Origin of the sequence: Streptomyces sp. NPDC002602, from assembly GCF_042889445.1 — a bacterium.
Taxonomy (GTDB): domain Bacteria; phylum Actinomycetota; class Actinomycetes; order Streptomycetales; family Streptomycetaceae; genus Streptomyces.
The window spans coordinates 229,287-251,712 of the sequence record NZ_JBIAQX010000010.1; the positions used below are offsets into that span (position 1 = coordinate 229,287).

At 72.3% G+C, this 22,426-nt stretch carries 22 protein-coding genes; 11 read left to right on the forward strand and 11 right to left on the reverse strand.

From position 1 onward, the window contains the following. Positions 1–9 precede the first annotated feature (9 nt). The 4 genes from ACFYW3_RS25245 to ACFYW3_RS25260 form a co-directional block, all read right to left on the reverse strand. On the reverse strand, positions 10–1,209 hold the full coding sequence (locus tag ACFYW3_RS25245) for an ATP-grasp domain-containing protein (RefSeq protein ID WP_389387403.1): 1,200 nt from the start codon (positions 1,207–1,209) through the stop codon (positions 10–12). A 42-nt stretch (positions 1,210–1,251) separates the two neighbouring features. After that, positions 1,252–2,352, reverse strand: coding sequence for a hypothetical protein (locus tag ACFYW3_RS25250; RefSeq protein WP_389387432.1), 1,101 nt, complete (start codon positions 2,350–2,352; stop codon positions 1,252–1,254). Between the two features lie 62 nt (positions 2,353–2,414). Continuing rightward, the gene (locus ACFYW3_RS25255) at positions 2,415–3,761 is read right to left on the reverse strand and encodes an aldehyde dehydrogenase family protein (RefSeq protein WP_351756322.1); all 1,347 of its coding nucleotides are present in this window, start codon (positions 3,759–3,761) and stop codon (positions 2,415–2,417) included. Positions 3,762–3,920: 159 nt separating this feature from the next. Continuing rightward, positions 3,921–4,586: a cyclase family protein gene (locus ACFYW3_RS25260; RefSeq protein WP_351756466.1), complete on the reverse strand. Its 666-nt coding sequence runs from the start codon at positions 4,584–4,586 to the stop codon at positions 3,921–3,923. A 405-nt stretch (positions 4,587–4,991) separates the two neighbouring features. On the opposite strand from ACFYW3_RS25260, the gene aroF reads away from it, so the two are divergent. The 5 genes from aroF (at position 4,992) to hisC (ending at position 11,305) form a co-directional block, all read left to right on the forward strand. Then, positions 4,992–6,062 (forward strand): 3-deoxy-7-phosphoheptulonate synthase, encoded by a 1,071-nt coding sequence (gene aroF, locus ACFYW3_RS25265; protein ID WP_389387404.1) that lies wholly within the window; start codon positions 4,992–4,994, stop codon positions 6,060–6,062. A 25-nt stretch (positions 6,063–6,087) separates the two neighbouring features. Continuing rightward, the gene (locus ACFYW3_RS25270; RefSeq protein WP_351756326.1) at positions 6,088–7,185 is read left to right on the forward strand and encodes a phenazine biosynthesis protein; all 1,098 of its coding nucleotides are present in this window, start codon (positions 6,088–6,090) and stop codon (positions 7,183–7,185) included. Between the two features lie 2 nt (positions 7,186–7,187). Continuing rightward, positions 7,188–8,864 carry an isochorismate synthase MenF gene (locus ACFYW3_RS25275; RefSeq protein WP_389387405.1) on the forward strand — a complete coding sequence of 559 codons (1,677 nt, stop codon included), beginning with the start codon at positions 7,188–7,190 and terminating at the stop codon, positions 8,862–8,864. Between the two features lie 103 nt (positions 8,865–8,967). Continuing rightward, positions 8,968–10,158 (forward strand): NAD(P)/FAD-dependent oxidoreductase, encoded by a 1,191-nt coding sequence (locus ACFYW3_RS25280; RefSeq protein WP_389387406.1) that lies wholly within the window; start codon positions 8,968–8,970, stop codon positions 10,156–10,158. Positions 10,159–10,204: 46 nt separating this feature from the next. Beyond that, positions 10,205–11,305: a histidinol-phosphate transaminase gene (gene hisC, locus ACFYW3_RS25285; protein WP_389387407.1), complete on the forward strand. Its 1,101-nt coding sequence runs from the start codon at positions 10,205–10,207 to the stop codon at positions 11,303–11,305. Between the two features lie 73 nt (positions 11,306–11,378). On the opposite strand, the gene ACFYW3_RS25290 is transcribed toward hisC, so the two are convergent. Next, complete coding sequence (locus tag ACFYW3_RS25290; RefSeq protein WP_389387408.1) at positions 11,379–12,629, reverse strand: hypothetical protein; 1,251 nt, start codon at positions 12,627–12,629, stop codon at positions 11,379–11,381. A gap of 162 nt (positions 12,630–12,791) precedes the next feature. Here ACFYW3_RS25290 and ACFYW3_RS25295 point away from each other — a divergent pair, with 162 nt between their 5' ends. Continuing rightward, a complete protein-coding gene (locus tag ACFYW3_RS25295) occupies positions 12,792–12,971 on the forward strand; it encodes a hypothetical protein (RefSeq protein WP_351756340.1) in 180 nt (59 codons plus the stop codon). 355 nt (positions 12,972–13,326) lie between these two features. Here ACFYW3_RS25295 and ACFYW3_RS25300 read toward each other — a convergent pair whose 3' ends face one another. The 4 genes from ACFYW3_RS25300 to ACFYW3_RS25315 all read right to left on the reverse strand — a co-directional run bounded on the left by ACFYW3_RS25300 (position 13,327) and on the right by ACFYW3_RS25315 (position 15,931). Further along, entirely contained in the window at positions 13,327–14,370 is a 1,044-nt protein-coding gene (locus tag ACFYW3_RS25300; protein WP_351756342.1) for a DUF4436 family protein, read from the reverse strand. Positions 14,371–14,420: 50 nt separating this feature from the next. Continuing rightward, complete coding sequence (locus tag ACFYW3_RS25305) at positions 14,421–14,732, reverse strand: hypothetical protein (RefSeq protein WP_351756345.1); 312 nt, start codon at positions 14,730–14,732, stop codon at positions 14,421–14,423. Positions 14,733–14,817: 85 nt separating this feature from the next. Continuing rightward, complete coding sequence (locus ACFYW3_RS25310) at positions 14,818–15,189, reverse strand: hypothetical protein (RefSeq protein WP_389387409.1); 372 nt, start codon at positions 15,187–15,189, stop codon at positions 14,818–14,820. 124 nt (positions 15,190–15,313) lie between these two features. Beyond that, the gene (locus ACFYW3_RS25315) at positions 15,314–15,931 is read right to left on the reverse strand and encodes a TetR/AcrR family transcriptional regulator (RefSeq protein WP_351756351.1); all 618 of its coding nucleotides are present in this window, start codon (positions 15,929–15,931) and stop codon (positions 15,314–15,316) included. A gap of 89 nt (positions 15,932–16,020) precedes the next feature. Between ACFYW3_RS25315 and ACFYW3_RS25320 the strand changes: the two genes are divergently transcribed. After that, positions 16,021–17,394, forward strand: coding sequence for an alpha/beta hydrolase (locus ACFYW3_RS25320; protein ID WP_389387410.1), 1,374 nt, complete (start codon positions 16,021–16,023; stop codon positions 17,392–17,394). 58 nt (positions 17,395–17,452) lie between these two features. After that, positions 17,453–18,445 (forward strand): alpha/beta fold hydrolase, encoded by a 993-nt coding sequence (locus ACFYW3_RS25325; protein ID WP_389387411.1) that lies wholly within the window; start codon positions 17,453–17,455, stop codon positions 18,443–18,445. Positions 18,446–18,593: 148 nt separating this feature from the next. On the opposite strand, the gene ACFYW3_RS25330 is transcribed toward ACFYW3_RS25325, so the two are convergent. Then, positions 18,594–19,505, reverse strand: a complete 912-nt coding sequence (locus ACFYW3_RS25330) for an alpha/beta hydrolase family protein (RefSeq protein WP_389387412.1) — start codon at positions 19,503–19,505, stop codon at positions 18,594–18,596. A gap of 132 nt (positions 19,506–19,637) precedes the next feature. Here ACFYW3_RS25330 and ACFYW3_RS25335 point away from each other — a divergent pair, with 132 nt between their 5' ends. From ACFYW3_RS25335 to ACFYW3_RS25345, 3 genes are all read left to right on the forward strand, one after another. Further along, positions 19,638–20,207: a TetR/AcrR family transcriptional regulator gene (locus tag ACFYW3_RS25335; protein ID WP_389387413.1), complete on the forward strand. Its 570-nt coding sequence runs from the start codon at positions 19,638–19,640 to the stop codon at positions 20,205–20,207. Between the two features lie 305 nt (positions 20,208–20,512). After that, positions 20,513–20,836 (forward strand): monooxygenase, encoded by a 324-nt coding sequence (locus ACFYW3_RS25340; RefSeq protein WP_351756366.1) that lies wholly within the window; start codon positions 20,513–20,515, stop codon positions 20,834–20,836. Between the two features lie 321 nt (positions 20,837–21,157). Next, entirely contained in the window at positions 21,158–21,808 is a 651-nt protein-coding gene (locus tag ACFYW3_RS25345; RefSeq protein WP_389387433.1) for a sortase domain-bontaining protein, read from the forward strand. 33 nt (positions 21,809–21,841) lie between these two features. On the opposite strand, the gene ACFYW3_RS25350 is transcribed toward ACFYW3_RS25345, so the two are convergent. Continuing rightward, entirely contained in the window at positions 21,842–22,306 is a 465-nt protein-coding gene (locus ACFYW3_RS25350; RefSeq protein ID WP_389387414.1) for a hypothetical protein, read from the reverse strand. Positions 22,307–22,426: the final 120 nt, after the last annotated feature.

The window sequence follows — 22,426 nt, forward strand, 5'->3', positions numbered from 1 at the left end:
GGAGCCGCGTCAGCCGACCGGCCTGGTCCTGATCTCGACGGCGGCGACCGTCTTCTCGCAGCGGGCGACGGCCTCGGCGGCATCGGCGCCGACGGCGATCACATGGCCGCAGACCCGGTCCACGGACCAGGTGAGCGGGGGCACCACGGTCCCGGGCACGGCCTGGACGGCGAGGGTGACGCCCTCCTCCACCTCGCTCGGCACCTCGACGTCGGTCACGGTGCCCGGCTCGGCGAGCAGGAACCTGATCGCCGAGCCCGCGGTGGCCTCGGGGACCTCGGGATCCCACTCCTCCAGGCCGAGCGGCACCGCCACCGCGGCCCGGACCAGGTCCACGCCGTAGGCGAGGCGCACCAGTTCGGGGATGTTGTCGCCACCCGCACGGTTGTGCGACTCGATGATCCGCAGACCCGCCTCGGTGATCATGATCTCGGTGTGCGAGGGCCCTTCGATCAGGCCGACCGCGTCGAGCAGCCGCCCCGTCAGGTCCACGATTCCCTGCCGGGTCGCCTCGTCCACCCGGGCCGGGACGGAGTGGCCGGCCTCGATGAACCCGGATCCGCCCTCGCCCAGCAGCTTGTCCGTCACCGCGACGACCGTGTGGACGCCGTCCAGCGAGAAGCCCTCGACGCTGACCTCGTGACCGGACAGGAACTCCTCGGCCAGCATGCGGCCGCGCCCGACCGCCTCGACCTTCCGCCAGATCTCCGGGACCCGGTCGGGCCCGTCGACCCGGTGGACGTCGCGGCTGCCGCCGTAGTCCAGCGGCTTGATCATCACCGGGCCGTCGAGTTCGGTGACGAACTCCAGCAGCTCCGCCTCGCTCTCCACGACGCGGAAGCGGACGGGGGACAGCCCCACCTCGGCCAGCCGCCCGCGCATCGCGGCCTTGTCCTTGAGCAGCCGGACGGTCTCCACCGAGTTGCCGCCGAGACCGAACTCCTCGTTCAACCGGGCGGCGGCGACCAGACCCAGCTCGGCGGGCGAGAAGAACCGCACCACCGGCTGCTCGGCGAACACCTTGCGACCGGCGGCGACCGCCGCCTCCTGGTCGACGAGCGGAGTGTCGACGACCTGTACGCAGTACGCGGCGGCGGCCTCCGGGTCGTACACGCCCGGGGTCTGGATCAGCACCACCTCGCAACCGAGGTCGGACGCGGACTTCAACACACTCGGTCGGCCGCCCAGCAGGGCGATGCGCGGAGCCATCTCGGAACCTTCCAGGGGGAGCGGTGTCGTGGGAACCATGCGTCAGCCCCCGATGAGGGTGACCGTGTCGCCGAACCGCATCAGGTCGCGGTACGACTCCGCGCGGGCGTGCCGCATCGTGCGCAGTACGGCGATCGCGCTCTCGGAGTCCTCGCCCTGCACGATCGAGCGGTCGTCGCCGACGAGCTTGGCGGTGATGATGACGTGCTTCTCGATGTCCTGGAGGTCGGCCTCCAGCAACGCGTCGCGCGCGGCGGCCAGTTCCGGATCGGCCGCGGCCAGCTTCGCGAACGGCTCCGCGGACACCTTGATCAGGTTCCGCATGGCCTTGCGGAAGGCCTTGTGTTCGGGCTGGGTACGGCCGGTGAGCGCGACCGGGCAGGCGGGCGCGGCCATGGTGGGCCGCACCACGGCGCCGTAGCAGGCCGCCGACATGTCCCCGGAGTGCAACATCGCCGCGGTGAAACCGCGCACGAGGACGATGGCCTCCTCCACGGCGGCGAGCGCCGTGTCGCGGTCCAGCGCCTTCAGGGCGGTGATCGCCCGCGAGACGGCGTCGGCCGCCGCGAGGTTCAGGACGAAGTAGAAGTGGTGGGTGATGACCCATCGGGTCAGCTCGTCCGAGCCCACGGCGTACGGGGCGCCGGCCTCCGCCGCGTCCTCGCCGGTCGCGGACGGCGCGGCGGGGGAGCCGTCGGCCGCGAGCAGCCCGCGCAGGATCCGGACCATCGCCAGGACCACCGCGGCCTGGTCGTTGAGGTCGAGCCGGGCCACGCGCAGGTCGGTGAGCGCCCGAGCGACGATCGTCGTCACCTCGCAGACGAGGCGGGCGTCGTCGATCGGCGCCGTCCTGACCCCGAAGTACTCGTGGTTGGGGACGATCGGCGTCAGCGCCGCGGCGTCCAGGGGGGCGACGCGGGCCTCGGCGGCGAGCCGGCCGACGCCCTCCACCGCCGCGTCCATGGCCGCCGTCGCGGCCGGGCTCGCCCCCTGCGGGTCGAGCAGTGCGGCGTGCAGGCGCGTCAGCTGCTCGATCGCGGCGGTCAGGGCCGTCTCGACCCGCTCGGCGGGTCGGGCGGCGGCCCGCACCAGGTTGTTCGCGGGAAGCACCACGATGGGGATGTCAGGGCAGGCAGCAAACATGTCGGTCACCTCAGAACGTTCGAAAATTGCCGTGGGGAAGGCCGGGCGCGGGCCCGCGGGTGTCAGGACGGCGCGGCGAAACCGCGGGCCTCCTTGAGGAACTGCCCCAGATAACCGTCGTGCGGCAGGAACGGGTCCTTCCACCAGCCGGGGACCCTGCCGTGCAGCACGGTGCGGACACCGGGGGACTCCAGGGCCTCGGCGACGAGCGCGGAGTCGTCGGTGAGCAGGGTCAGGGCCAGCGAATCGTCCAGCGGACCCACCCCCTCCGAGCGCCGCCAGGGCGCCACCCACACGCAGGGGAAGGGGAGTTCGGTCGCCAGCCCCGGATGGTCGGAGCGGTCCACGCACATCACGGCGGGCCGCAGCGCCACCGCGTCCGCGGCGACGAGCGGCAGCGGACCGTCCTCGTGGTGGCGCGCGACCAGGTCCGGCGCGCCCGCCGCGGCCAGGTCGAGGGCCGCCCGCAGGCCTTCCCCCTCCCGCCGCGGTCGTACGGGCAGGACCGCCCGGTCGTCGGTGACCGGGTGGGCCGGGAGGCCGGCAAGGCGCTCCGCGAGGGCCTCGGCCAGTGCCCGGTGATCGCCCGAGGTGAGGACGGCGGTGGTGTTCGTGCAGCGCACGCCGCCGTCCGCCGAGATCTCGGCCACCAGGTGGTCCAGGGTCGCCTCGTCGAGCGGACCGTCCACGAGGATCTTGCTGCGGCCGGGGCCGCGGACCAGTACCCGGTCGTTGCCGCGCAGCCGGGCCACGGTGGACTCGCTGCCGTAGACCAACGACAGGTCGGCGGTCTCCACCAGCGTGTCGGCAGCGGCGTGGGGGCCGGGCAGCAGACTGATCCACCCCGGTTCCAGACCGGCTTCCAGCAGCGCCCGCACCAGCCGCAGCGGGGTGAACGGGTCGCGCGCCCCGGGGCGCACCAGGACCTTGTAGCCCATGGCGATGGCCTGGAGCCACGCGCCGTGCGTGGCCGGGTGGTTGCTGGGGGCCACGACGCCGAAGACGGAGCCGCGGCGTACCCACCGGGCGGTACGACCGGCCCCGACCGGCGCCTGCCGGTCGACGACCTCGCCGAGCCGCGCGCAGTCGTCGCCGATGCGGCCGAGCGTCCGCCGGGCCACGTCGACGGGGACACCGGAGGCCAGCGCCTGGACCCGGCAGTACTCCTCGGGCGTCACCCCGCCCAGCGTGGCCGAGCCGAAGAGGGCACCGGCCTTGGCGAGCACCGCCAGGCGCTCGTCCGGTGCCATGCGCGGCGCCTGGCGCATGGCCTTCACGGTCAGCCTCGTCACCAGGGCGGGGGCCTCGTGGACCGTGGCGAGCGGGACGCCGTCGACGCCGTTCAGGACGCGGGTGTCCCGGGAGGTCCGCTCCCGTCCGTCCCGGAGCACGGGTATGGCGAGCGTCATGTCAGACCAACTCCTCGGGTACGGGCCGGGCGAGACCGGCCGTCCGGATCGCCCGGGGCGGGCAGCCCACGGCCTCGGCCCCGGTGGGGGCGACGGCCGTGGACCCGCCGGTCATGCGAACTCCCTGTGCGTGCGGGCTGTTTCGGGGCTTCGGGAGCCTCAGAACTGCCATCCGTCGAAGACCACGGCACGCGACGGGGCGGCCTCCACACCGGCGACCTTGATCGGAAGCGCCATCAACTGGACGATCGGGTTGGTGATCTGGTCGAGGCTCTGGATGTTCTCCAGGATCGGGATGCCCGCGGCCAGCAGACGGCGGTGCACCTGGCCGCTGCGGTCGTCGGGACGCTCGGTGATGCAGTCCATCCCGACGAGGGTCGCGCCGTTGTCGACCATCCAGTCGGCCGACGAGAGGGTGAGGTACGGGGGCTTGTCCCAGTAGTCCTCGCGGCCCAGGTAGCGGTTCGGGTGGTCGGTGCGGATGAGCAGCCGGTCGCCGGGCTGCCACACGTCGCGCAGCGCCGCCTCCAGGTCCTCGCCGGTGACCGGATCCAGATCCCGCTTGTGCGACAGATCGGCCACGCACGCGCGGCCGACGAAGGTCTCCAGGGGGACCTCGTCGATCTTCTCGCGGTCCTCGAAGAAGTGGTAGCCCGACTCCACGTGTGTCCCGTTGTGCGGGAATATCTGCAGATCCGAGAATGTCCGCCCACCCTTGGCCGGATCCGTCTCCGGGGTCATGGCCCGACGGATCCCGAATTTCGGGTACCAGGGGGCGTCGTAGGAGGGCATGCCCTCGTGCCAGCCCTGACTAATGTCAATCATCTTCACGATCTACTCCATTGATCAAGCGGCGTACATCTCGGCTCCCACTCGCGCGGGAACATTGCGGAAGCTAGCACAGCGGTCGGCGAGGCAATGGCGGTGAGCCATGTCGCTTAAGTGACCAAAGGGAGAAGTCCCGGGTGTGCTGTCGCCTTCACCGCGGCATGACTTTCTACCACAGCGGAAGGGGTCGGACTACAGCCTGCCAGGCACTTCTTTATGGATTTAACGCTTCCATTTGTGTGGGCCCCAACCCCGTTGTCTACGAACGTTTCTGGCCATGAACGCCCGCTGTCCTGAAACGAGTTACGGAGGAGCGGACTCCATTTTTGGCGGTTGCTCGCCCAAATATCTGTGCGCTAGCCTCGCCGCAATCTGAAGTGCGAAATCCCGGCGATTGATCCCATGGAAGGCATCATCGTGATTGTGGTATTGCGTCCGCACAGCTCGCGTGAAGAGATTGAATCCGTGAAGGAAATACTTCACGCCCATGGATTGTCCGCCATGGAGAGTTCGGTAATGGATTCCTCAATGCTCATCAGCGAGGGAACCGGAACTTCCGAATTGATTTCTATTGTCGAAAATCTGCCGGCCGTGGAGCGCGTCGTCGTGGTCCCGGGCGTGCAGCGACTGACCAGCAGGGTCTTCCGGCCGGAAAATACCCACGTACGGGTGGGTGCCCTCACAGGTGCCGTCTTCGGAGGGCCGGAATTCGTCGTCATCGCCGGCCCGTGCGCGGTCGAAAACGTGACGCAGATGAATGCGGCCGTCGACACCGTCGTCGGAAGCGGCGCGGTCATGCTGCGCGGCGGCGCGTTCAAACCGCGTACTTCCCCCTACAGCTTCCAGGGGCTGGGACTCGCGGGACTGACCCTCCTCGCGGAGCAGCGCAAGCGCACCGGCCTCCCCGTCGTCACCGAGGTGGTCACGCCGAAGGACGTCGAGTTCGTCGCCGAGGAGAGCGACATGCTCCAGATCGGCACCCGCAACATGCAGAACTTCGAGCTGCTCCGCGAGGCCGGCGCCTCCGGCCGGCCCGTCCTCCTCAAGCGCGGCATGTCCGCCACCATCGAGGAGTGGCTGCTCGCGGCCGAGTACCTGCTGCACGTGGGCAACGGCGACGTCGTCCTGTGCGAGCGCGGCATCCGCAGCTACGACCGCAGCACCCGGTTCACCCTGGACCTCAGCGCCGTGGCCGAGGCGAAGCGGCTCACGCACCTGCCGGTGATCGTCGACCCCAGCCACAGCACCGGACAGCCCCACCTGGTCGCGCCGATGTCCCTGGCCGCGGCTGCCTGCGGCGCCGACGGCCTGATCATCGACGTGCACACGGACGCGCGCAACGCGATGTGCGACGGAGCCCAGGCGCTCAGTGGTGAACAGTTCGCCGACGTCATGACCCGGCTCACGCCCGTCGTGGAAGCCGTCGGCCGGACGATGGCGCCCACGCGGGCGCACTCCCTCGCCTCGGTCTGACCCGCCCCCTCCTGGAGACAAGAACATGTTGGACGACACCGTCGAGCCCTTCACCGCCGATCTCGCGCCGGACGAGTTCATCCGCGCCGCCATGCAATGGCACTTCTCTCCCGCGACCGGCTCCCCGTACTGGGTGAAGCGCGCCGGGGCACTGGACTTCGACCCGCTGACGGACATCAGGACCTGGGAGGACCTCGCCCTCTTCCCCGACGTCAGCGAGGAATGGCGGGACATACCCGTCGACGCGCTCGTCCCGGCCGGGATCGGCCGGCAGGGCTGGGACTTCCAGGTGTTCGACAGCGGCGGCACCACCGGCCGCCCCAAGCGCATCGTCGAATCCCGGTCCCGCCGCAACGGCGTCCTGTGGGTCAGCGAGGTCCTCGCCGACCACGGCATGCCCGGCGAGGGCGACGGCCACTGGCTGCACATCGGCCCCACCGGACCGCACATCGTCGGACGCTCCGTCGGTCTGCTGGCCCAACAGCGCGGCACCTTCTGCCACTACATCGACTTCGACCCGCGCTGGGTCAAGAGCAGCGTGAAGCAGGGGCGCGCCGAGGAGGCGGGCCGCTACGTCAAGCACATCCTGGCGCAGGCCCACGACATCCTGGCCACCCAACCCGTCTCCGTGCTCTTCGCCACCCCGCCGGTGCTGGAGGCGATCGCCGCCGACGAGAAACTGCTCGACCTCGTCCAGGACAAGGTGCGCGGCATCATCTGGGCCGGCACCAGCGTCAGCCCCGAGACCCTCAGCGTCTTCGAGGACGAGCTCTTCCCGCAGGCCACCGTCGTCGGCCTGTACGGAAACACCATGATGGGCATCGCCCCGCAGCGTCCCCGCACCGGCGAACCCGACGAGGAACGCTGCGTCTTCGTGCCGTTCCACCCGTTCAGCCGCGTGACGGTCGTCGACCCCGAGAACACCGACGCCCAGGTCGGCTACGGCGAGCGCGGCCAGGCCCGGATCAGCCTCGTCTCCCGCGACCTGCTGCTGCCGTGGACCCTGGAGCGCGACTCCGTGCTCCGCGTCACCCCGACGTCGAAGTACCCCCAGGACGGCCTGGCCGATGTCCAGCCGCTCACCGTCGAAGGCGGCCCGACCGCCATCGAAGGGGTGTACTGAGCATGGCGACACCCTCCCTGACCGCGCCGCAGTCCCTCGCGTCGCCGGACTCGCTCACCGCGCCGCGGCCCCTCACGGACCCGGCGGCCGACCCGGCGATCACGCCGGCGGTCGCCGCCCCGGTGGCCACCCTGCCGCTCACGCCGCCGCTCGGCGCGCCGGGCGAGCCCGCGCCGTACGACCGAGCCCTCGACCACCGCGACCTGGAGAGCCTGCTCGCCACCTTACGGCTCGCCTCCGACCGGGCCCGCCACACCGGCCGCCCCACGCTCGCCAGTTGGGCCAAGCCCCTGTCCCTCGGCTCCGCCGTCGACATCTGGCAGCGGGCCCGGCTCCTCACGACGCGCTCGCTGCTGTGGCAGTCCGCCTGGGACGGCGGCTCCGTCGTCGCCTTCGGCAGCGCCCACGACCTCGACGGACACGGCGCCGACCGGGTGGCGGCCGTCCGGGCCGGCTGGACGGAACTCGTCCGCGACCCGGTCCGCGGCGGCGCCGCCGACCGCTCCACGGCATCGGGCGAAGGCCCCCTCGTCATCGGCGGCTTCGCCTTCGCCGCCGCCGACCCGCGCGGCAGCCGGCTCCCGGACGCCCTGATGTGGGTGCCCGCGCTGCAGATCCGCAGCCTGGCGCCCGCCCGCGCCGCCGCCGAGGCCCCGACCGCCGAGGCCCCGACCGCCCAGGGCCTCACCGCCGAGGCCCCCACCCGCGCCGAACTGCGCCTCAACGCGATCCTGTCGCCCGACGACGACCCCGAGCAGAGGGCCAAGGAACTCGCCGCCCTCGCCGACACCTGCCTGCTGTGGGAACCCGGGCCCGCCCGGGACCTGCCCACCCCCCCGGCCGGCCGCGCCCACACCGCCGTCGAGCTGCCGGCCGCCGAGGACTGGAAGGAACTGGTCCGCCGCGCGACCGGCCGGATCCGCGCCGGCGGGTTCGAGAAGGTGGTCCTGGCCCGCGAGTTGCGCGTCACCGCGTCCACGCCCTTCGACGTCCCGGACGCCGTGCGCAGGCTGCGTACGGCCAACCCCGGCACCACCGTCTTCGCCGTCGACCACGACGGATGCACCTTCCTCGGCGCCACCCCCGAGTACCTCGTACGGGTCGAGGACCGCACCGTGCACGCGCTCGGCCTGGCCGGCACCACCCCGCGCGGTGCCACGCCCGAACAGGACGAGGTCCACGAACGCGAGCTGGTCGACAGCGCCAAGATCCAGCACGAGCACGACGTGGTGGTCCAGATGCTCCGCGACGCGCTCGGCGACTCCTGCGCCGACGTCGACGCCGAGACCCCGCCCCGCGTGGTCAAGCTCGCCAACGTCCAGCACCTGTCCACCAAGGTCCACGGCCGGCTCGCCGAGGACTCCCCGGCCGGCATCCTCGACTTCGTCGAACGCCTCCACCCCACCCCGGCCCTCGGCGGTCACCCCCGCGAGGCGGCCCTGAGCTGGCTCGCCGACAACGAGGGACTCGACCGCAGCTGGTACGCGGGAGCCGTCGGCTGGGCCGACGGCACCGGCCAGGGCCAGTTCGCGGTCGCCATCCGCTCCGCCCTGCTCGACGGCGCCACCGCCTCCCTGTACGCGGGATGCGGGCTGGTCGCCGACTCCGATCCCGAGGCCGAGTACGCGGAGACCTGCGCCAAACTCCGCCCGATGACGCACGCCCTCGGCATCGAGTGAACCCGACGCCCCACCCCACGTCCCGGCCGGGCACCCGGCCGGGACCCCCGGCGGTCGTGATCGCGGCCGCCGGCGCCACCGCCCGAGAACCGAAGGTCCGACCATGCGCCATGTGATCGTCGTCGGCGGCGGTCTCGCCGGCCTGCGCACCGCCGAAGCGCTGCGCGCCCAGGGCCACGAGGGTGACCTCACCCTCGTCGGCGCCGAGACCCACGCCCCCTACGACCGGCCCCCGCTGTCGAAGGGCGTCCTGACGGGGGAGACCGACGACACGGCCTTCCCCACCGACTGGGACAAGCTCCGCTGCACCCTGCTCCTCGGCCGCCGCGCCGAGGCCCTGCGACCGCACGCCGACCGGCCCGGCGGGATCCTGGAGACCACCGGCGGCCCGCTGGAGTTCGACGCCCTGGTCCTCGCGACGGGCGCGAGCCCCGTCCGGCTGCCGGGCGACGGCCCCCAACACGTCGTACGGACCCGGGACGACGCCCTGGCGCTGCGCACCGAACTCGTCGAGGGCGCGCGCGTGGCCGTCGTCGGCGCCGGCTGGATCGGCGCCGAGGTGGCGACCGCCGCCGCCGCGAAGGGCTGCCGGGTCACCGTCGTGGAGGCCGCCGCCGCCCCGCTGTCCCAGGCCCTCGGGCCGGAACTCGGCGCGCTGACCGCCGGTTGGTACGCCGAGGCCGGCATCGACCTGCGGTGCGGCGTGCGCGTCACCTCCGTCGACCACGGCGGACTGACCCTCGACCACGGGGAGTTCCTGGCCGCCGACGTGGTCGTCACCGGCATCGGCGTACGCCCCGACGTCGACTGGCTCCACGGCTCCGGGATCGAGGTCGGGCGCGGTGTCCTCGTCGACGCCGCGCTCCGGACCTCCCGCCCCGAGATCGTCGCGGTCGGCGACTGCGCCGCCTGGTGGTCGGACCGCTACGACCGCCGGCTGCTCGTCGAGCACTGGGACGCCGCCCTCAACGCCCCCGAGACCGCCGCCGCGACGCTCCTGGGCCGCGACGCCGCCCACGACACCGTGCCCTACTTCTGGTCGGAGCAGTTCGGACGGATGGTCCAGTACGCGGGCCACCACCCGGCGGCGGAACGGATGCTCTTCCGCGGCTCGCCCGACAGCGCCGCCTGGACGGTCCTGTGGCTGACCGGGGACCGGCTGGAGGCCATCCTGACCGTCGACCGCCCCCGCGACCTGGTGCAGGGCCGCCGCCTCATCACCGACGCCGGCCGGCTGGACCTCGACCTGGCCGTCGACCCGGACGTGCCGCTCCGCAAGGCCATACGTGGCTGACGGCACGCGCCGACCGGCCGGCGACCACCACAAGGAGAGATCACGCATGCCCGACCCCACCTTCCGCACGGTGCTCGAACGACTCGTCAACTTCAAGCCGGGTCCGCCGGTGCGCTCCGCGGAGGGCCGCTCGTACCCCCTCGCCGCGAACGAGTCGCCGTACGGGCCGCTCCCCGCCGTGGTCAAGGCCATCGAGGAGGCGGCCCTCGGCGTCAACCGCTACCCCGACAACAACTGCGTCGAGCTGACCGCCGAGATATCGGCGCGCTTCAAGGTCGCCGAGGACGAGATCGCCGTCGGCTGCGGCTCGGTCGGCGTCTCCCAGATGCTCCTGGAAGCCGTCGCCGAGCCCGGCGCCGAAGTCATGTACGCCTGGCGCTCGTTCGAGGCCTACCCGATCCTGACCCGGCTCTCGGGCGCCACCCCCGTCGAGGTCCCCCTGCGCGACGGGGCCCACGACCTCGACGCGATGGCCGCCGCGATCACCGACCGGACCCGCCTGATCTTCGTCTGCAACCCGAACAACCCGACCGGGTCCGTGGTGCACGCGGCCGCACTGGAAGCCTTCCTCGATCGGGTACCCGCCGACTGCCTGGTCGTCATCGACGAGGCCTACCACGAGTACGTTCGAGACCGGGAGGTCCCCGACGGCCTCGCGCTCCGCACCGACCGGCCCAACGTGGTGGTCCTGCGCACCTTCTCCAAGGCCTACGGCCTCGCGGGCCTGCGCATCGGCTACGTGGTGGGGCACCGCGAGACGATCGAGGCGATCCGCAAGGCCTTCCTCCCCTTCAGCGTCAACGGCGTCGCGCAGGCAGCCGCCATCGCCGCACTCCGCTCCGAGGCCGAGCTGATGGCCCGGGTGGAGACCACCACCCGGGAACGCGAACGGGTACGCGAGGCCCTGCGAGCCCTGGGCCTGCCCGTCACCCCGAGCGAGGCCAACTTCGTGTGGCTCCCGCTCGGCGAACGGACCCTGGACTTCGGGCGCCACTGCGCGGAGGCGGGCGTGGCGATCCGCCCCTTCGCGGGCGAGGGCGCCCGCGTCTCGATCGGCTCCCCCGAGGAGAACGACGCCTTCCTCGCGGCCGCCGCCGGATTCGAGAACCCGCCGACGTCCGAGAAGCCGCCGACCGCGCGGTCCTGAGCCGCGCGGCCCCGAGCCGCCCGGGGCGGTGCGCCGCCGGGGGGCTCGGGCGGCCCCGGTTCCGGCGCCCGTCTCACCGACGGGTGAGCGTCGGCCACGGCAGGGCGTCGAGGAGCAACACCACCGCCCACGCGAGATGCAGGACGACGGCCGCGACCCGGGCCGCCCGCCGGGGCACCGCGCCGAACCTGAGGACCCCGTACAGGAAGGGGAGGCCGAACAGGGTGGCGACGACCACTCCGGACGAGGTTTTCTCGCTCTCCACCTGCTCGGCCCCCCGGTACATGATGAAGACCGCCCCCAGGCACAGGAGAGCGGCGATGACGTGGAGACGCGCCTTCACCAGGGGTTGACCCAGCGTCCTGCCGATCGTGCGGAGCACCCGGTACGGCAAGGCCTGACGCGCGGGACGCGAGCCGTCGCCATCGACACCGCCCGTGTCCAACGGGACATTGGACACGGGCGGGACAGCGGCTCCGACGACTTCGACCTCGGACTCGAAGCGGGCATCGGCCTCGAACCGGATGTCGGCCTCGATCACGGCCTCGTCCTCCAAGCCCTCGGCGACGATGTGCTCCAACCGGATGTCGAAGGTCGTCTCGTCCGCTTCGTCGTCGCCCTCCGCGGCACCGGCACCGCTCGGCGACCGCCCGTCCGCGTCGGGCGGACCCACCGGGATGACGAGGCTCCGGGCCTCACGTTCCAGGCGGTTGATCTCCTGCTGCGCGGTCAACGCCTCCGTCGTCCAGAACTGCTGCTGCTCCTCCGCGGTCAGCCTGCGGTTCCTCGCACGTTCCTGCTGGACCTGGACCCGGCCCAGCCGCTCCTTCGCCTGACCGAGCTGCCGTTCGACCCGTTCCCGCTCCCGGTCGTCCGCCACCCGCAACCGCATCCGTGCGTTGTCCAGCCGGCTCTGCGTGTACGCGAGCATCGGCCGCAGCTCCGCCAGGTGCTTCTCCGCGTTCGCCGCCAGGGCCTGGTACTTCACGACCTGCCACAACGCCTCGTCACGCTGCTCGGTGGGCACCGGATGAACGACGGCCGGGCCGACGCGACGTTCCCGATCCGCCGCGCTCCACAGCTCGCTCGCCCGGACCGCCTTCACGTTCCGCGCCGGCCCCGGCGGCGTGTACGCCTCGACGAGCTTGCCCAGCAACGGTCTCGGAATCAGTTGTGACCCGTTGAGGTAGTTCCCCCACGTCGAACTGCTCAGGCCGAACCGCTCCGCCAGCGCGCGCACCGTCGCACCCCGCGTCAACCCGACGAGGAACACGGCCAGATCACCCGTCGGCGTCCCCTCCGGGATCTCCCTCTTCGGAGACATCGCACCCCTCCCTTGACCACCCTGTCCAGCCATGACCACCCGCAGTCCAGCCCGACACCCCCTCCCACCAGGCGCGACGTCCCTCGGCCGGCCGGCAGCCTCCCGTTCGCGGCGAATCTCTCCCTCGTCACCGCAACAACCGCACCACCGGGGGAGACCGCCATGACCCTGTCCACGCTCTCCGCGTTCCTGGGCCACGATGTACTCGGCAACGCCGTCGCCGCCCTCCTCGTGGCGGGGCTCGGGTACACAGCCAAGAAGATCCGGGCCACGGTCCGCAACCGGAACCGCGATACCGCCCCCACCGATCACACCGACCGGTCCGACCAGGCTCCTTCCTGATCCCGCCCCCGCCCGCATCCACCGAGGTGGGGGCCGCGGTCGGGCCGGCGGGAGCGGGGGCGGTCGTACGTCCGTACGCCGAAGGCGTGCCCCGGCGCTCGGCTCCCGCCCTGCCCGGTCGAACGCGTGGACGCGCCACGAGCGGCGCGGCCGGCTCGCCCCGGACGTCCCCACGGCAGCCTCACGTACGAGTGCCGGTACACGCTCACGGACCGCCCGTCCCTCTCGGCCGGCCCGAGGACGGCATCGTCGAGGACGGTGACCCGCCCGACGGACGGGGTGCTGCGACTCGCGGCCGGTCGTCCAGGTCGGCCACGACAACCGACCCGCGCCGGCGCCCCGGCCGCCCGACGGCTCAGGAGCGGCGGCGGCGCCGGTGGCCGGTCGGGACGGCGCGCGTGCGCGGTGAGCGGGTGCGCCTCGTCGCCCCGTTCCCTCGGCCTTCGGAGACGGGGCCCCCGTGGTGGTGCTCGATGCGGATGCCGTGGAACACGAGAACGGTGAGGCTGAGGACGATGAGGGCCTCGGCCCAGTAGAAGGCGAGGTAGTCGAGCAGGCAGCCGTTGGGGGGCGACCCGGGGGCGGCGTTGCGCAGGCCGACGAGGGCGAAGAGGCTGGCGGCCATCCAGCCGAGGGCGGGCCAGAGCAGGCCGCGGCGCTGACCGACGACGAGCCAACAGGCGGTGACGATCGCGAGGGCGACGGCCCACATGGCGGCGATCATGAACCAGGCGAGGATGAACGTGCTGCGCGAGCGCTTCACCTCGCTGAGCAGGTGGACCGACTGGCCCCGGTACGAGCCCGCGCCCGGCTTGTAGGTGAAGTACGGGTCGCTGTCGTGGAACCACAGCACGATCGGTACCCGCTCGGTCGAGTCGCCGATCGTCGCGGCGAAGGCGAACTCGGCGGCGTAGCGGTCGAAGGGATAGTCCGACGAGGTGCCGCCTTCGAGCGGGAGGTCGATGTCGCGCATCCACAGCCCGCTGCCCGGGGCGAAGGTGAGGGCCTGTTGCCCGGTGGTGTTCGTGTGGAGGGTGAGGGGCTGGGTCGGGTAGCCGTCGGGTCCCTCGTAGCGGCCGACGGGGGTGACGGTGAGCCGCAGGGTGATCTGGTGCAGGGTGGGGTCGGTGAGCTGGATGTCGGCGTCGACGTCGAAGCGGTCCGGGGCCTGCTCGGGGCCGATGACGACCGTCTGCTGTCGGGTGTCGCGCTCGTCGAGGTACAGGCTGATCCCGGCCCCGCAGACCACCGCGAGGACGACGAGCGCGGCCACGAGCGTCCGCCAGGGCAGTTCGGCACCGCGCCGGCTCACGTCCTGGACGACGTCCACGCCCCGGCGCAGGTGCCGGGCCGCGGTCTCCCGTCCCGCCGACCCCGCCCACTTGCCACTGTCGGCCATGATCCGATGCTGCGGGCGGTCCGGCACGGGCGCCAGGTGGAGGGGGCCGGTCAGGCGTCCGACTGCCGGGAGGTGACAGCCCCGTACCCGGCGACGTACAGCCTCATCGCGCACTGGTCCTCGGCCTCGACGAACACCTCCCGGCCCCAGTGGGCGCCGAGGCGCCGCGCGACGTCCACGAGACGGCGGCGCTCCTCGGGCGAGTGGGCGGGGAAACGGACCCAGCCCTGTTCGGAGATCGTGCCGCCGAGCTCGTGGAACAGGGTCGTCCGCGCGCGGCGCTCCTCGTCTTCGGTCAGCGGGGTCGACGTCGGGGCGGGTCCCGCCGAGGCGTATCGGACGTTGTGGAGATCTCGGGTCATCGGTTGCTCACAGGGTCGTTCACGGGGTCGTTCGCAGGTCGCTCACGGGGTGTTCGGGCCGGCTCGGGAAGGGAGTCGCCGCGGCTCAGACAGGGGTGAAGACGGCCGCGTCCGCCTCGTCGAGGATGAATCCGTTGTCGAAGCGGACGCGCACCGTCACCCGGGGGCCCCGTTCCTGGAAGGCGACCCACTCGGGCTCCAGGGAGCCGACCTTCTCTTCGAGCTGCTTCCTGCTCTCCGCGGGCATCTGGCCGCCGAAGGAGTCGAGCAGCGACTTGAGCCGCTCGTACTCGCGGACACCCTCGCTCTCCTCCCGGTGCTCGACCACCCGTTCGACGGTCCCCTCGGTGTCCGCCGCCAGGGACAGGAACCCGACGACGAGCCCCGACACCTCCATGGAATCCGTCAGCCTGGTGTCCCCGGCCAGCTTCACCCGCAGGCCCTCTTCGAACGTCATCGACTCTCCCTCGCCTCTCGCATCATCGTCAGTGGGATACGGACACGGGCCCGGACTCGGACCCCGCCCCGGACTCGGACCCGGCCTTGGACTCGGCCCCGGGCCGCCGTGGCGTCGGCCGGCCTCACCGCACGCCGTCGCCACGCCGGAGTCGGCCGAACACCTCGGGGGTCGCCCAGCCGCGCAGCGCCGCCCGTACCGTCGACGCGAAGGCGCTCTCGGCCGTGGCGGCGTCCAGGGCTCCGGCGAGTTCGAGCGTGACCAGCCCGTGCAGGGTCACCCACAGCGAGACGGCGATCAGGGGCGCCTCGCCGTCGAGGACGGAGTCCGCCACCGCGCGGTCGATCGCGGCGACCAGCGGCCGTACGGGGTCGCGGGTGCCGATCGCCCCCGACGGGTCGAAGGACTGCGCGCCGCCGAACAAGACCGTGTAGAGGTGGCGGTGTTCGGCCCCCCAGCGCCGGTACGCGGCGGCCAGGGCGTAGAGGTCGGCGAGCACGTCGTCGGAGGTCGGTACCGCCGACAGGTCCCGGAACAGGCCGGCGACCGCCCGGTCGCGCACCTCGCCGACCAGCGCGTCCTTGCCGTCGAACAGCGTGTACACCGCCGCCGTCGACGTCCCGGCGGCGGCGGCCAGGGCGCGTACGGTGACCGACTCCCGCGGACGGGTGGCGAACATCTCGGTCGCGCATGCCACAAGCCGCTCTCTGACCGCGGCGTCATTCGTTCTCGGCCTACCCACGGGGTCAGCCTACCGGCGCTGATAACATCGTTTTGAAACAGCGTTCTGAAACTCTTTCGACATCGTTCCGAACCTCCCGGGGGACACCCATGCCATCGCCCGCCCCGCACTCCGCCTCACGCCCCACCGCGTTACGCACGGCCGTCCGCGTCACCCGTCGCGCGCTCGCGGCAGTGGCCGCCGTCGTGGCTCTGGTGGGCGTCTTCCTGGCGCTGATCGTCCTCACGAACGGGGCGGGCTCGGGTCTCCTCGCATGGGCGGCCACCCTCGCCGTCGCGGTCGCCGCCGCCCTGTGGCGCGGTCGCCGCCGCGCCTGGCGGGCACGGTGCGTACCGTTCCTGCCCGTGGTCGTCGCGGCGGCGCTGACGGCGTCCGTCTGCGTCCCGACCGTGCCCACGGCGCGACGCGTGCCGTCGGCCCTTCCGTTCGTGACCGCGCAGCACTGGACCCTGACCACGGGCAGCCGGGTCGCGGTCTACCACCACCCGCCCGCCAACTCCGCCGCCCGGCACCCCGTGCCGCTCGTGTACCTCCACGGCGGACCCGTGCGCGGCATCTCCACGCTCGACCACCGGTTCCTGCGACTGCTGGCCGGCCAGGGCTACGACGTGTACGCCTACGAGCAGGCAGGTGGCGGACGGAGCGATCTGCTCCCCATGGACCAGTACACGATCTCCAGGTCGGTCCGCGACCTCGACGCCTTCATCGGCCGGCTGGACAAGGGCGGCGTCGACGTCCTGGGATTCTCCTCGGGCGCCGTCGTACTCACCAGGGCCCTGGCCGACCCGGACGTCGCCCCGCGCGTCCACCGGGCCGTCATCGCCGAGCCCGGCCCGATGGACGGCTCCACCGCGCGCCTCACCGGGCACCGGGGCCTGCCGTCCGCGCGCGACACCGCACCGCCCGTGGCCGGACCACGCTCGACGCGACTTCCGCGCTACGCCACCGCGTTCGCACTGATGCGGCTCGGACTCCTCGGCCCTGACAGCGCCCTGGTGGGCCAGGCCGAGGGGGTCAACGCGTTCACCGCCGCCGACCTCGGCAGCGACACCGCCTCCGCCTACTGCGCCCGCGACGCCCACCGCATCCCCGAGGAGGACACCGCGCGCACCTTCTCCTTCAGCCCCGCCGCGAGCCTCCGCGTCCAGCAGACGATCAAGGACTCGCCCTCCATCGCCCCGCGGTTGAGGCGCTCCCGGACCCCCGCGATGCTGATGATCGCCGAGTGCTCCTCCCAGCTCCGGGAGTGGGCGACCGCGATCCTCGCCGACACCCCCGGCATCCGACGCACCCAGTACATGCCCGGCGTCGGCCACCACATGTGGAACGGCCTCGACGACAACGACCGGCGGGCCGCCGCCGTCATCGACGCCTTCCTCCAGGACGAACCGGCACCCCTGCCGAACCACCCGACCCGTGAGGACATCCCCGACTTCCTCCGGAAGTTCGCGGGAGACCGATGAGTTTCCGCGGCGGCGGCGGTCTTCTTCCCTGACGACCCCCGCACGGCAGGAGACGGACATGACCGACCTTGAGACCGGGACCCTCGACGCGACCGGCGCCACCCTCGGCTTCGACGTTCGACGGCCCATCCCCGGGAACGACGACGGGAACGACGACGGGAACGACAACGGGAACGACGACGGGAACGACAACGGGAACGACGACGGGAACGACAACGGGAAGGGGAGCGGGAGCACGGGCACGGGCACGGACGGGGAGCCGCGCGCGCTGCTGCTGGTGGGGTCCCCGATGGGCGCCGACGGATTCCGGACCCTGGCCTCGTACTTCACCGACCGGACCGTGGTCACCTACGACCCTCGGGGCGTGGGCCGCAGCGCGCGTACCGACGGGGCCGCGGAATCGAGCCCCGAGGAGCACGCCGACGACCTGCGCAGGGTCATCGAGGCCCTCGGCGTCGGAGCGGTGGACGTGTTCGCGAGCAGCGGCGGAGCGGTCAACGCGCTGACCCTGGTCGAACGGCACGCCGACCTCGTACACACCCTCGTCGCGCACGAGCCCCCGCTGGCCCGGGTGCTCCCGGACCGGGAGGCGGCGCTCGCCGCCTGCGAGGACATCCACCGGACCTACCTGCGCGAGGGAACGGGCCCCGCGATGGCGAAGTTCTTCGTACTGGTCTCCCACCAGGGCCCCTTCCCCGCCGACTGGACCGACCGGCCGGCGCCCTCCCCGGCCGACTTCGGGCTGCCGACCGAGGACGACGGCTCCCGCGAAGACCCCCTGCTGGGCCAGAACATGCGCGGTTGCACCGCTCATCGCCCCGACTTCACCGCGCTGCGCGCCGCTCCCACGCGCATCGTGGTGGCGGCGGGCAAGGAGTCGGGGGAGCAGTTCCCCGCCCGCGCCGCGGCGGCGACCGCCGCGGGCCTGGGCATCCTGCCGGCGCTGTTCCCCGGCGATCACGGCGGTTTCCTGGGTGGCGAGTACGGGCAGCACGGCGCCCCGGAGGAGTTCGCCCGAACCCTGCGGGAGGTACTCGACGGCAACGGCTGACCCCGAACTCGGCCCTGAACCCGACCCCGAACTCGGCCCCGACCTCGGCCATCCGCGGCCGTGGTCCGTGTCCGGCCGGGGGGAGGGCGAGGTGGTCACCGTCGAGACCCTGGGCCGCGGCTCGCTCGACAGCGCGGTCCGGCCGGGTTCACTTGCCGGTGATGGTCCACGTGCCGTCGCCGGCCGCGGCGGCGTCCTCGAGGGCGGTCCACGCGGCGGTGTCGAGCTTGAAGGCGTCGCGGAGGTAGGCGGAGATCGCGTCGGCGACGAGGGCGACGCGGGCCGGGTCCTCGTCGGTGGTCTCGGCGACCTTCTCGCCGGCCAGGCCGCCCAGGGTGTGCTCGCCCTCGGCGATGGCGAGCAGGCTCTTCGGGGCCGGGCCGAGGTGGTAGGCGTCGGTGAACCACTCGGGCCCCCGGGTGGAGAGCTGAGACTGGTCCCTGCCGCCCGCGACGACCAGGATCGGAGCGGTCATGGTGGAGTAGTCCGGCCGCATGAACGGAAGGTGTTCGGCGGCGAACGGGGTGAGGGTGTTGCCCGTTCCGGTCGCGGCGATCAGCGCACCGGCCGAGACCGCGGAGTGGGAGAAGTCCTCTCCTGGAATCCCGTCGGCGTCGAGCACGCGCGCGCCGAGGAGCGCGCCGGCGGTCTGGGCGCCCCAGGAGTGGCCGACGACCGCGACGTGGTCCCGGTCGGCGCGGGTCTCCAGGTCGCCCGCCTGGAGAAGGATGTCGCCGAGGCCGTCGAGAACCGCGTGGAGGTCGGCGATCCGGACGCGCCAGATGGAGGGGAAGCGCGGGTCGTCCCATGTGATGCCGTTGCGGCGGGAGTCCAGGTGGGTGGGTTGCACGACGATGAATCCGGCGGCCGCCCACCGGTCGACGAGGGGTTCGTATCCGTCCATGGACCACGCGTTGCCGTGGGAGAACACGATGACGGGAAGGTTCCGGCCCGACGTTGGGGCCGTGACCTTCACCTGGAGGTCGACGCCGCGGCCGGGCGCGGGCACGGTGATGGGCTTGACCGCGACGATCCGCTGGTCGAGGTGGTGGGAAGACATGGGGGACCTGTGCTTTCTCCATGGGGGCGCACTGCCATACTTTGGCGGAGCGGCGTTCCGCCAAAGTAGCGGAACAATGTTCCGCGAGTAAAGGGTTGGCGGAACATTGTTCCGCGAGTAAGGGAGAATCTCGTGTCGGAATCGGTCGGAGTGCGCCAGGCGCAGGCACAACGCACCCGCGGCGCCGTACTGGCGGCCGCGGCGGCGGTCTTCGTGGACCAGGGCGTCCAGGCCCCCATCCGAGACATCGCCGAACGTGCCGGCGTCGGCGTCGGCACGATCTACCGGAACTTTCCGACCCGGGCGGACCTCGTCACCGCCGTCTACCGGCACCAGATCGACACCTGCACCGCACTCGCGCCGCGGCTCCTGGAGGAATCGGCCTCCCCGTTCGCCGCCCTGACCTGCTGGGCGGACGCGTTCGTGGAGTTCCTGGTGACCAAGCACGGCCTCGGTGCCGCCCTGGGGTCCGGCGATCCAGGGCTGGAGAACCTCCACGCGCTCATGCTCGACACCCTGGTCCCGGCCTGCTCGACGCTGCTCGACGCCTGCGCCGCCGCCGACGAGCTCAGCCTCGACATCACCGCCTACACGCTGATGCGCGCCATCGGAAACCTCTCGATCACCGGCCCCGACTACGATCAGGCCGACGCCAAGCACATGGTCGCGACCCTCCTCGCCGGATGCCGTCACACGGCATAGCGGCGGACGCGTGACCGGCCCTCGTGCCCCTAGTGCCTCTCGCGCCTCTCGTGCCCCTCCGGCAACGCCGGCTCCCATGGCGCCCCCTGCTCGATCCGGCCCGTCGACGCCGACGACAGGCATGGACCTCGGCGGGCCAGGATCTAGACGGGCCAGGATCTCGACCATCTCCGCGAAAGTGACGCCCCCATCGGCCCGTTGGGCAGGCATGACGTGGGAATTTCGTCCGCATCCCCGGGGTTGCCGCATGACGTCGGCCCTCCACCCCGACGAACACGCGCACGACACAGCACGAAGGAACAGACATGGCCACGACGTACCTCCTTCAGGTCGACTTCCCGAGCAACGGTCCCTTCGGAGAACAGATGGCGACCGAGTACCGGCAACTGGCCGAGAGCATCAACCTCGAACCGGGGATGATCTGGAAGATCTGGACCGAGAACAGCGAAGACCGCGAAGCGGGCGGCATCTACCTCTTCGATTCCGAGGCGACCGCGCAGAAGTACCTGACCAAGCACACCGAACGGCTGCGGTCCTGGGGCATCACCGACATCCGGGGCCGGATCTTCGCCGTGAACGGTCCGCTTTCGGCGATCAACAGGGCTCCGCTCCCTCCCACCGCTGCCTGAACGCCGGCGCGGCACCCCGAGCGACACACCGCGACGAGGCGGGCGTTGCCGACGCGGCACGGACCTCGACGGCTCGGACCGCCGGCAACCGGCCTCCCGTCGGCGGCACTTGCGACCGAGCGCCCGGCCCGACCGCGGGTGTGTGCGCGGCGGGTGTGCCTCGACGGAGGCGGACGGGAGTCGGGCCGCCGAGGAGACCGTGCCCCTCGGCGGCGCGCCGTCCACGGGCTGCCGCGCGGACCTCCCTGTGCAACGCTGGAAGAGCCACCCGGGCCGGTTCTGCCCCGTGCGGCCCGCTGAACCACGGATGTAGCCATGCCCATGTGCCCAGCCTTGCGCGCCGCGGCCTTCCGCGCCGCGCCGGCAGTGCTCGCAGGCGCCGCCCTCGCGGTGCTGATGGCGGCGCCGGCCTCGCCGGCCGCCCTCTCCGTACCGGCGGCCCCACCCGGCCACGCCGTCACCGGCATCCAGACGGCCGCCCTGTCCATCCCCGCCATCGGCGTGTCCGGGCTCACGGTCGTCCCGTACCAGGGGACCCCCGACGACGCGCCGGGCACCCGGATCCAGGACCAGGGCGCGGCGGCGAGCCCCCACGGTCCCGGCGGCGGGGTCGGCCCCGGCGACGTGGGGAACTACATCGTCACGGGCCACCGCATCGTCGCGGGCGGGCCCCTGCGGGCGTTGCCGTCACTGCCGAACGGCGCGGCGGTCCACGTCACCGCCGGCGGCGTGACGTACGAGTACACCATCACCGCGACGCGGACGACCTCGTTCCGGTCGCCGGCCTCCATGGACGCCCAACGGGCCGCGGTCCCGGGCTCCCCGGGCGCCGTACCGAGCCGAGCGATGATCACCGTGACCACCTGCCTCACACCCGAGGACGAAGCGGCGGGCAATCACTGGCGGGACGCGCAGAACAACCCGGAGCACCGCATCGACAAGATCGGCGTACTCACGGCCACCACGCCTTGAGAGAGCCCCCAAGCACGCCTGACGCCTCACTCCTCACGCGTCGCCCGACGCTGCCAAGCCCAACGACAGCTCTGCCGTCGCGAGCATGCGGGCGATGTCGATCGGCAGGTCGGAGAACTCCCTCCTGACCACATCGATCGGATCGATGCCGCGGATCCGGCCGTCACGCCCCGTCGCCTCGATGACGAAGCGGTGGCCGCGGGGGACCCGGGCGTCCTGCGCGACCGTCCACCGTGCCCCATGCCCGCGCGTCAGGCAGTCGGCCACGTAGGACATCAGATCACTGTGCAGGGTGATCCAGTCCGACGGTTCGAATGCGTCGAGCGGAGCACGTGAGACGTACTCCTGGAGGGCGGGGATGAGACTCAGGGGGTCCCGCGCGTAGACCTCGGGCGGTACGCCGAGCATGTCCGCCACGTCCTCGACGTTGCGGCGACCTTCCTCCACCCATCCTTGGAGATCCGGTCCTTGGAGATCCGGTTCGTTGACCTCGGTCACCTCTCGTACCCTTCCTTGCCTTCCTCCGGCTCCAGGGGCGGGCGCCCGTACTCGACGCCTCGCCCGTGCGGCCGCCGCCTCCGGCAAGGGAAGCACACGCACCGCCGGGCATCCGACCCG